Raw genomic sequence first — 10,374 nt, 5'->3', positions numbered from 1 at the left:
TGGAAACAGGGAGTGCATGTCCCGTTGTTTCCGCAGGGTGCGCATTCATGCGCACCTGGAAACCGGCACCCCGCGCTTAATTCACGGCCGGCGGAACAGCGCCAGGCTGCGACCCTCCAGCTCAAAATCCTTCTCTTTGGTAATCACCAATCCCTTACTGGCGCTGTCGGAGGTGGTCAGCTCCAGCACCCAGCCGCCTTCACCAAACTGCGGGATGCGGAACGGCACATTGCCTTCAAACGGATTGAACAGCATCAGCACATCGTGCCAGATACCCTCTTCGGTTTGCAGATCCGGACGCCCAATGTACACGCCGAGCGTCGAGCCCTCGTCCCACTGTTCCGCCTGCTGAAAACCGCCGCCGGCGTTAAACCATTTGATCTCCATGCCGTCGCGCCAGCTTTCACGTCGCAGCAGCGGCTGCTGCGCGCGCAGTGCGATGATTTGACGGGTGAAATCGCGTAACGCATCAGCGGAAGCCGGCAGATCTTCCCAGTGCAGCCAGGAAATCTCGCTGTCCTGACAATAGCCGTTGTTGTTGCCCATCTGGCTGCGGCCAAACTCATCGCCCGCCAGCAGCATCGGTGTGCCGTGAGAGAAAAACAGCGTGGCGAGGAAGTTACGCTTCTGCCGCTCGCGCACCGCGTTGATGCCTTCGTCGTCGGTGGGGCCTTCGGCACCGTAGTTGTATGAACGGTTATCGTTATGGCCGTCGTTGTTATCTTCCCCGTTGGCATCGTTGTGCTTGTCGTTGTACGAGACCAGATCGTTCAGCGTAAAGCCATCGTGCGCGGTGATAAAATTGACGCTGGCCCACGGGCGGCGGCCGCGTTGATCGTACAGATCGCCGGAACCAAGCAGGCGCGCGGCAAAGTCGGTTGAGACGTTGTCGCCTTTCCAGTACTCACGCACCGTGTCGCGATATTTGTCGTTCCACTCAGCCCAACCGGGCGGGAAACCACCCACCTGATAGCCACCAGGGCCGATGTCCCAGGGTTCGCCGATCAGCTTCAGCTTTGACAACACCGGATCCTGCGTCATGGCATCAAAGAAGCCGCCGCGCTGATCGAACCCTTCCGGCTCGCGGCCGAGAATAGTGCCGAGGTCGAAGCGAAAACCGTCGATATGCATCGATTCTGCCCAGTAGCGCAGCGAATCCGTCACCAGCTGCAGCACGCGCGGATGGGAGGTATTCACCGTGTTGCCAGTGCCGGTATCGTTGATGTAATAACGGTGCTGATCCGGCAGCGTGCGGTAATAGGAGAAGTTATCAATGCCTTTAAACGACAGCGTCGGCCCCAGTTCGTTGCCTTCTGCAGTGTGGTTATAAACTACGTCGAGAATCACTTCGATGCCGGCATCGTGGAAAGCGCGCACCATGTCGCGAAAGCCCTGAATACCGCGCGGGCCAAAATAGCGGCTGGCTGGCGCGAAAAAGGCCAGCGAGTTATAGCCCCAGAAGTTTTTCAGTCCGCGATCCAGCAGATGCTGATCGTCCGGGAACCAGTGCACCGGCAGCAATTCCACTGAGGTCACGCCAAGGCTTTTGATGTAATCGACGGTAGATTTGTGGCTCATGCCGTCATAGGTGCCGCGCATCTCTGCCGGAATCGCCGGATTAAGCTGGGTGAAACCTTTGACGTGGGTTTCATAAATCACCGTGCTGGACCACGGAATGCTGGGGCGGTTATGGTCCTGCCAGTCAAACTCATTGGTATCAATTACCCGACACTTGGGGGTAAACGGCGCGCTGTCACGGGTATCCAGCGTCAGATCTTTATCTTCGTGCAATAAATCGTAAGCGAAGTGCGCTTCGTTCCAGTCGATGTTGCCCTGCAGTTCGCGGGCGTAAGGATCAATCAGTAATTTACTCGGGTTAAAACGGTGACCGTTTTCCGGATCGAACGGTCCGTGAACGCGATAGCCATATAGCGCGCCGGGTTTCAGCCCGGGCACGTAGCCGTGCCAGATTTCGTGGGTATATTCCGGCAGATCGAAGCGGGCAATTTCGTGCTGGCCGCTCTCATCGTACAGACAGAGTTCGACCCGTTCCGCGTGTGCTGAGAACAGCGCAAAGTTGACGCCTGCGCCATCATAATTGGCGCCAAGCTGGTGCCCCGATCCGGCGGTGATTTCCATAGGTTTACCGTTAGACATTCAATCCTCTCCATCCAGTGAATAGATAGTCATGTAAAACAACAGGTTTATCGGGGACGCTACTGGCTAATCAGCACCAGCGGCGCGCTATAGCTCACATTGTCCAGCGTAATATCGTCATTAATCACTACGGTTTCACCGGTCAGCACATTGCGATAGTGGCGATGCGCCAGCGATTCCGGCAGTGCCAGTCGGGTGTGATTCCACTGTGCACCATTGAAAATCAGCCGTGGCGTAATCACCAGCAGCGCGTAGTCGCTGTCCTGACGGGCAAAGGCGATCACTTTTTCTGCGTGTTCACCCGATGCGCTCAGCGGCTGATAATCACCAAAGCGGAACAGCGACGGATGGTCGCGGCGCAGATGCAACAGGCGCGCAACCATCTGCTGTTTCAGCCGACCGCTCAGCCAGTCCTGCTGGCTGGCGAAGTCCGGCGCGGCGTGGACATCCAGCTGCGCCGTCAGCTGAGCGAAATCCGGCTCGCGTCGGTTATCCGGATCGACCAGGCTGAAATCCAGCGCTTCGCAGCCCTGATAGATATCTGGCACGCCCGGCGCGGTCAGTTTGATCACCGTCTGGCTCAGGCTGTTAACCAGTCCGGCCCGGATGAACGGCTGCAGTGCGTGGCTGAAGTCCTGCAGAAACGCCGGATTGGTGGGTGACAGCAGCTGGCGGGCGTACTCCAGCACGGCATTTTCATAAGCTTCATTGCTGTCCGCCCAGTCGGTGCGTAACTTCGCTTCGCGCAGGGCTTTTTCCACAAACGGCAAAAAGCGATCGCGCAGCGCGTCCAATGCCGCCGTGTCCTCCGGCTGCAGCGTGGTGGGCCAGACGCCGGCAAGCGCCTGGTACAGCATCCACTCTACCGGCGGTTCGGGCGCCGGGCCGTCCGCCAGCGCGACCACGTGCGGCTGATTCATCTGGCGCCAGCGCGTCACATTCTCCGCCCACAGCGCCGGCGCTTCACTCAGGGTATACAGCCGTGCACGTGCATCCTCACCGCGTTTGGTATCGTGCGTGGAGGTACCCGACAGCCCATCCGGCTGGTGCTGCAGGCGGGTTTGCATTTCGCGATGAAAGCGTTCAAGCGAAAACGCATGCGGCAGCGGTTCGGCACCCACTTCGTTGATCGCCAGCGCCACGTGATTGCGGAAAAACAGCGTGTCTTCGACCGATTTCGCCATCAGCGGGCCGGTCAGCTGCTGGAAGCGGGCGCGAAATTCCGCCGCATCCTGCTCGCCCTGTTCAGTGATCGCCCCCAGCAGTAATGCCTGCAAAAAGCTCAGCGCCGCAGGCGAGGCGCTGTGTTTAACCTGCTCCAGCACCTGTAATAGCAACGCTTCGCCTTCCAGCGGCATACCGGCTTTCCGGCCGTAGGTGCGATACACCGGGAAGGCGATCAGCAGCTCGCGCAGCGCCACGTGCAGCTCAGCCTCACTGAAGTTGCGATGCACCAGATCGGCTGCCTCGGTAGCCAGCGCCAGCAGGCGGCTGAATTCCCCGGCAAAGTTACGATCGACCATCAGTTCACGTGCCGCACGCAGGCCAGCCGCCACGTCGTTACGTTCAGCGGATACCGCTTCATAGGCCAGATGCAGCATATCGATCTGATTATCATCAATCAGCGCATGCGACAGCGCGGCGATAAACTCGTAACCGGTGGTGCCGGACACCGGCCAGTCGGCGGGCAGTTGCTCACCGTCTGCGAGAATCTTCTCCACCGTGATATAGCACGCGTCGCCCGCGGCCTGACGCAGCTGTTGCAGATAGCCGAGCGGATCGGCCAGCCCGTCAACGTGATCGACGCGCAGCCCGCTCACCACACCGCTGTGTACCAGTTCAAGAATCAGGCGATGCGAAGCCGCGAACACCTCTTCATCTTCGACGCGCACGCCGACCAGCCCGGTAATTTCAAAGAAGCGGCGGTAGGAGAGCGCGCTGCGCGCCTCACGCCAGTTCATTAGCTGCCACGGCTGTTGCGCATGCAGTTCCGCGATGGCCGCGCGATCGCGCAGCGCCAGCACCTCGTCTTTACGCTGCTGCCAGCTGGCGGGCGTCAGCGGGTAGTAACTGTCGTAATAGACCAGCGCCGGATTGCCGCTGTGCGGATCGGCCTTGATACTGAGTTCATCATTGGCCAGCACGCGGTCAAAATCATCGCCAAGGAACGGCAGCGTCAGCCTGCGCGACCAGTCGATATCAAAGTAGCGCGCGTAGCGGCTGGCTTCCCCGTGTTCAATCACATCGCGCCACCAGGCATTTTCCAGCGACGCCGCCATGTGGTTAGGCACAATATCGAGGATCAGGCCAATCCCGGCCTGCTGCAGCGCCGCGCTGAGGCGGTCAAAACCGGCGCGTCCGCCAATCGCCGGGTCAATCTCATTGGCATCGGTGACGTCATAGCCGTGCGTCGAGTCGCGCGTGGCGGTAAAGATCGGCGAGGCATAGAGATGGCTGATGCCCAGTTGCTGCAGATAGGGCACCAGCTGCGCTGCGCGGTCAAAGGTCATGCCGTTACGGAACTGGATGCGGTAAGTCGCGGTTGGAATGCTCATTGCGCTGCTCCTTTTGCCAGACGCACGATGAGAGAGTGCTGCGGCAGTTCGCCGCTTTCCTGTGGCCACGCAAAGAGCGTCTCGCCGGGCATAGCGGGCAGCGGCTGGCTCTGCTGTCCAATATTCAGCGCCAGTGACAGCTGGCCCTGCGGGAACTGCCAGCTAACGGCGACAAAGCCCGGTGCGGTGCGCAGCACCTGGCCGTTGTGCTGGCGTGCATCCGGCAGCAGCGGCACGATGTGCTGCTGGCGCAACGCCAGTAGCTGGCGCGTGAGCGTCAGCCACGCCTGGCCTGCGGGATTTTCCACTTTGCGCCAGTCCAGTTTCGAACGCGTGAAGGTCTCTTCAGCATTGGGATCCGGTACCGTATCGTCATGACCGGCGTGACCGGTAAATTCGCGCGCCCGTCCTTCACGCACCGCTTTCGCCAGATCGCCGTGGAAATCGGTAAAGAACAGGAACGGGTTGGTTTCACCGTACTCTTCGCCCATAAACAGCAGCGGAATATGCGGTGACAGTAGCAGGGTGGCGAGCAGCACTTTGGTGCGATCGACACCGGCCAGGCTAATCAGGCGTTCGCCCTGGGCGCGATTGCCCACCTGATCGTGGTTCTGGATGAAATCGACAAACGCGACCGGCGGCTGGCCTGCGCTGGGTACGCCGCGCCGCTGGCCACTCTGTGGCGACAGCTCGCCCTGATAAGCAAAGCCCTCCGTGAGAATGCGCGCGATTAATTTCTCCGGTACGTCGGCGAAATCCTGGTAATACGCATGCGTCTCGCCGGTGGCAAAGACATGAATGGCATTATGAAAATCGTCGTTCCATTCACCGCTGAACAGTGGCGCGTTACCGTCCGCATCGCGCGGATGCAGGAAGATCACGTTGCGGCTGTCTTCAGTGGTGAGATGGATCGGGCGGGAGTGGATTTCGCTGCGAATGCGTTCGGCAATCTCAATCAGCACATGCTTGCTGGACGTATCCTCAATCTGGTCGATGGCATCGAAGCGCAGGCCGTCGAGGTTAAACTCCTTCAGCCAGTAGAGCGGCGCTTCGACGATATAACGCCGCGCGGCGTCGACATCGTACGCAATCCCGGCGCCCCACGGCGTCATGCGCTCTTCGTGGAAAAAGGCCGGTGCCAGTAGCGGCAGGTAATTGCCTTCCGGACCAAAGTGGTTGAGCACAATATCCAGCACCACCGACAGTCCCAATGCGTGCGCGGCATCGACAAAGGCTTTGAAATCATCCGGTGAGCCATACGCCGCGTGCGGCGCATACAGCAGAACGCCGTCATAGCCCCAGCCGCGCGTGCCGCCAAACTGCGACACCGGCAGCACTTCGATCATAGTGATACCGAGGTCGGCCAGCGCGGGGAGTTTTTCGATAGCCGCGCGGAAGGTGCCTTCGGCGGTAAAGGTGCCGATGTGCAGCTCGTAGACCACCGTTTCATGCCAGGGCCGTCCCTGCCAGTCGCGCTGTTGCCAGTCGTAATGGTGAGGGTCGATAACCAGAGAAGGGCCGTTGACATCGGCGCGTTGTGCCCGCGCGGCCGGATCGGGCACCGTGCTGCCATCGGCCAGCTCGTAGTGATATGCGCTGCCGTGACCAGGCCCGCGCAGCGTCAGGCTGAACCAGCCATCCTGCTGCGGCTGCATGGCATGCTGCTGACCATCGGCGTGAAGGGTAATTTGCTGCTGACCGGGTGCCCAAAGGCGAAACCGCACGCTGCCGTCAGCAAGGATTTCAGCACCCCAGGATTTTTCCAACGTTGTGGATTCCATTCTATTGCCTCGTTAAGCCCCGCACGGGGAATGGACGACATCAAGCGATTCGCGTTCCTTAAAACCATTTACTCTCTGAATACAAAAGACTAAATGCCCTGGTAGCAAACGGGTACGCAGATAAATCACTGAGTACCCTGAAAAATCATAGCCTATATTTTCAGATTTAATTCCCGCTGCGCTTTAAACAGTACCGTTACGTAAATTTTCCGATTTGTTCGCTTAAGCACCTTTTAATCTCAGTCATAGGCTACGCTTATCTCTGCGCAGTTAACCGCTGCGCGAAATAATGCCAGGCGGCACTGTCACCTAAATGAGGAGAACACTGATGAACGAAGATCGTATCAGCGGAAACTGGAAGCAGTTCAAAGGAAAAGTGAAAGAGAAATGGGGCCAGCTTACAGATGACGATTTAGACGTAGCCGAAGGGAAACGCGATCAATTAGTCGGCCGCATTCAGGAGCGCTACGGCTACGGTAAAGATCAAGCAGAGAAGGAAGTCAAAGAGTGGGAAGATAGTAATAAATTTAACTGGTAGTGTTGGTTATCCCCGGTACACTGATGTGCCGGGGTTTTGTTATTTATAATGGCACTGTTTTTGAGCTGGATAAAATATCAGGCATGTCTTGATTTATTTTCTATGTTGTTTTAGACATATATATGCCTATGTATTCATCACTCCTGTAAAAAAAATTTTTCGGCCCCTGTAGGGTCGCCATTGATGGCGACCAATGATAGGTGCTTACCTGCACAAACGCTTTTTCTCAAAGGGGTCTGCGGTGATCGTCCTTATTGAGCGAAAGCAGCGCGACAAAACTCACTACGGCGGTGGCCATCACATACCAGGCGGGAATGTCGGCGTTGCCGGTTTGCTTCATCAGGCCGGTAATGATCAGACCCGCGCAGCCGGAAAACAGCGCGTTGGAGAGCGAATAGGCCAGCCCCAGCCCGGTGTAACGCACGCGGGTCGGGAACATCTCGGCCAGCATTGCCGGTCCCGGTCCGGCCAGCATGCCCACCAGCGCACCGGCGATAAATACCACCATCGCTTTGATCGCCATACCGCTCTCCGGATGCTGCAAAACTTTCAGCAGCGGGAAAGCCAGCACCAGCAGCAAAAACGTCGCCAGCAGCATTAATGTGCGGCGGCCATAGCGATCGCTGAGTATGCCGGCCGGCAGGATGGTGGCGGCAAAGCCAAGGTTAGAGATCACTGCAATCAGCAGCGCCTGGTTAAAACCGGTATGCAGCGCGGCCTGCAGATAGGTAGGCATGATCACCAGGTAGGTATAACCGGCGGCCGACCATACCATTAACCGGCCAATGCCCAGCACGATAGCGCGCAGCGTGACACCCAGCGACGCCTGCTGTTGTGGTGCCGCCGGTGTCTGGCTGAACTGCGGTGATTCGTCGAGTCCGCTGCGCAGCCACAGCGCCACCGCGCCGAGCGGCAACGCCAGCAGGAAGGGAATGCGCCAGCCCCAGGCGTTCATGGCGGCGTCTCCCAGCAGCAGCGGCAGTACTGCCACCACGCCCGCGCCCGCCAGCAGTCCGAGCGCCACCGTCAGCGACTGCCACGCGCCATAAAATCCGCGCTTGCCGGGCGGCGCCGATTCGGTCATCAGCGAGACCGCGCCGCCGTATTCTCCGCCGGCAAACAGTCCCTGCAAAATGCGTAGCAGTGTAATCAGCAGCGGCGCAGCCACGCCAATGCTGGCATAAACCGGGACCAGACCGATGGCGACGGTGGCCAGCGTCATCAATACCAGCACCGCGATCAGCACCGGTTTACGGCCATAGCGATCGCCCAAGCGGCCAAACAGCACCGCCCCTAACGGGCGAAAAAAGAACGCCACCGCAAAGGCCGCATAGGTGAGGATCAGGCTGGTGAGGGCGCTTTCTCCTTCGAGCTGGAAGAAATGTTTAGCGATCAGCGTGGCCATGAAACCGTACACGGCGAATTCATACCACTCGATAAAATTGCCGACGGATCCGGCAATCAGTACGCGCTTTTGATTAACGGCGGGAGCTTCTGCAGATGACATCATTATCCCTTAATGAGTAAAAAACAGTCAGAGAGGGTCAGTCTACCGCAGCCCGGGGCGATTATCTGAGCTATAAGTCTGACGCAGGGCACAAAAAAAGGTGCGCATTGAGCGCACCTGATGTGAATATCAGCGAGGATTATGCTGGCTGCTGTTTTTTACGGCTGCGCTGTTTACGCAGTTTATCAATCAGTTTATGCGCCTCGGCTTTAGTTGCCACCGCAGGGGATGAACCTTTCAGTGGCTTACGTGCTGTCTCACTCAGCGTCAATACCGTTAACAAACCAATCACGCCGGCACCCATCATGTAATACGCCGGCATCATGGTATTGTGCGTGGTGTCGACCAGCCATGCGGTAATTAACGGTGTGGTACCACCGAACAGCGAGACTGACAAATTAAAGCCGATAGCCAGCGCGCTGTAACGAATATCGGTGACAAACAGTGCCGGTAATGTTGCTGGCATGGTGCCGCTAAAGCAGGTATGCAGTAAGCCCAGCACGGCCAGACCGGCAAATACCCATAGCATGTTGCCAGAACCAATCAGCATGAACGCCGGGATCGCCAGCACTAATAATCCCAGTGCGCCGAAACCAATCACCGGTTTACGGCCGATGCGGTCGGTAAAATGGCCCCACATTAGGGTCAGTGGCATCATGATAAACATCACTACCATCACCAGCAGCAGACCGGATATTTCGCTCAGCCCCAGAATGCCGGTTAAATAACTTGGCATATAGGCGGTCAGCATATAATTAGACACGTTAAACAGCAGCACCAGACCAATACACTTCAATAGCGGCTTACTCTGCGTGCGCAGCATTTGCCACAGCGTGAGCTGCGGCTTGTTATGTTCGGCCTCTTCACGCTTATCCATGTGCTCTTTAAACGCGGGTGTCTCTTCCAGCTTCAGGCGGATATATAGGCCAAACAGCCCCAGCGGCGCGGCCAGGAAGAACGGAATGCGCCAGCCCCAGTCCATCATCGCCTGATGCGGCAGCAGCGCAATCATACCTGTCACCAGGCTGGCGCCCAGCAGATAACCGGCGAGCGTACCAAACTCCAGGAAGCTGCCCATAAAGCCGCGGCGTTTGTCGGTGGAGTATTCCGCAATAAAGGTGGCGGCACCGCCATATTCACCGCCGGTGGAAAAGCCCTGCACCAGACGCGCCAGCAACAGCAGGATCGGCGCGGCAATACCGATACTGGCATAGCTGGGAATCAGGCCAATACAGAAGGTGCCAATCGACATCATAATCATGGTGAAGGCCAGCACTTTCTGCCGGCCAAAGCGATCGCCGAGTGGACCAAATACCATGCCGCCAATCGGGCGCACTAAAAACGCGGCCGCAAAAGTACCAAACGACGCAATAAGCTGCGCAGTATTACTGGCGTCCGGGAAAAATACCTGGCCGATAATCACGGCAAGGTAACTATAAACGCCGAAATCAAACCACTCCATGGTATTACCCAGCGCTGCGGCGCTGACGGCGCGTTTCAATAATTTGTTGTCAATGACGGTAATATCGTCAACGGTCAAATCAGGTTTATTGGTCATCGTTCCGGTGCTCATAAACTCCCCATGAGTAAAATTGGAGCGATCTTATAGCTTTCGCAGCCGGCACTTCACAAAGGGAAATGAAAGCTATAAGAGGCTGAAAGGCGGTCACCTTAGGAAATATTTTATCTTTACGCAAGTTTGCGACATATATCCTTGCAATTAAGCGTAGCGTTAGAGTATGAGACTGTCAAAAGGCGCAGCGGCTGAAATAACCCATTATGCTGATGCTTAAAGCTGATAGCATTCTGCACATGATATTCTTTGGTGAGACGATG

General features: G+C 57.4%; 6 protein-coding genes. 1 reads left to right on the top strand and 5 read right to left on the bottom strand.

What is annotated here, in order from left to right; all coding sequences use genetic code 11:
- Nucleotides 1–81 precede the first annotated feature (81 nt).
- Genes glgX through treZ form a run of 3 tightly spaced genes read right to left on the bottom strand, consistent with a single transcriptional unit; the run spans nucleotide 82 to nucleotide 6,493 of the window.
- Entirely contained in the window at nucleotides 82–2,157 is a 2,076-nt protein-coding gene (gene glgX, locus OXR61_RS20885; RefSeq protein ID WP_021509574.1) for a glycogen debranching protein GlgX, read from the bottom strand.
- 59 nt (nucleotides 2,158–2,216) lie between these two features.
- Nucleotides 2,217–4,712, bottom strand: coding sequence for a malto-oligosyltrehalose synthase (gene treY, locus OXR61_RS20880; protein ID WP_021509573.1), 2,496 nt, complete (start codon nucleotides 4,710–4,712; stop codon nucleotides 2,217–2,219).
- Complete coding sequence (gene treZ / locus OXR61_RS20875; protein ID WP_031280123.1) at nucleotides 4,709–6,493, bottom strand: malto-oligosyltrehalose trehalohydrolase; 1,785 nt, start codon at nucleotides 6,491–6,493, stop codon at nucleotides 4,709–4,711. Before treZ ends, treY begins: the two co-directional genes overlap by 4 nt.
- A gap of 328 nt (nucleotides 6,494–6,821) precedes the next feature.
- On the opposite strand from treZ, the gene OXR61_RS20870 reads away from it, so the two are divergent.
- Nucleotides 6,822–7,031 (top strand): CsbD family protein, encoded by a 210-nt coding sequence (locus OXR61_RS20870; protein ID WP_021509571.1) that lies wholly within the window; start codon nucleotides 6,822–6,824, stop codon nucleotides 7,029–7,031.
- A 226-nt stretch (nucleotides 7,032–7,257) separates the two neighbouring features.
- On the opposite strand, the gene OXR61_RS20865 is transcribed toward OXR61_RS20870, so the two are convergent.
- Both OXR61_RS20865 and proP read right to left on the bottom strand, forming a co-directional pair.
- Nucleotides 7,258–8,541 carry an MFS transporter gene (locus OXR61_RS20865; protein WP_040679895.1) on the bottom strand — a complete coding sequence of 428 codons (1,284 nt, stop codon included), beginning with the start codon at nucleotides 8,539–8,541 and terminating at the stop codon, nucleotides 7,258–7,260.
- A gap of 136 nt (nucleotides 8,542–8,677) precedes the next feature.
- Nucleotides 8,678–10,111 carry a glycine betaine/L-proline transporter ProP gene (proP, locus tag OXR61_RS20860; protein WP_031280122.1) on the bottom strand — a complete coding sequence of 478 codons (1,434 nt, stop codon included), beginning with the start codon at nucleotides 10,109–10,111 and terminating at the stop codon, nucleotides 8,678–8,680.
- Nucleotides 10,112–10,374 lie beyond the last annotated feature (263 nt).

The organism is Pantoea sp. GM_Pan_4, from assembly GCF_026541005.1.
GTDB lineage: Bacteria > Pseudomonadota > Gammaproteobacteria > Enterobacterales > Enterobacteriaceae > Pantoea > Pantoea dispersa.
Note: the sequence above shows the minus strand (reverse complement) of the source record. Positions and strands in the feature narration are given on the sequence as shown.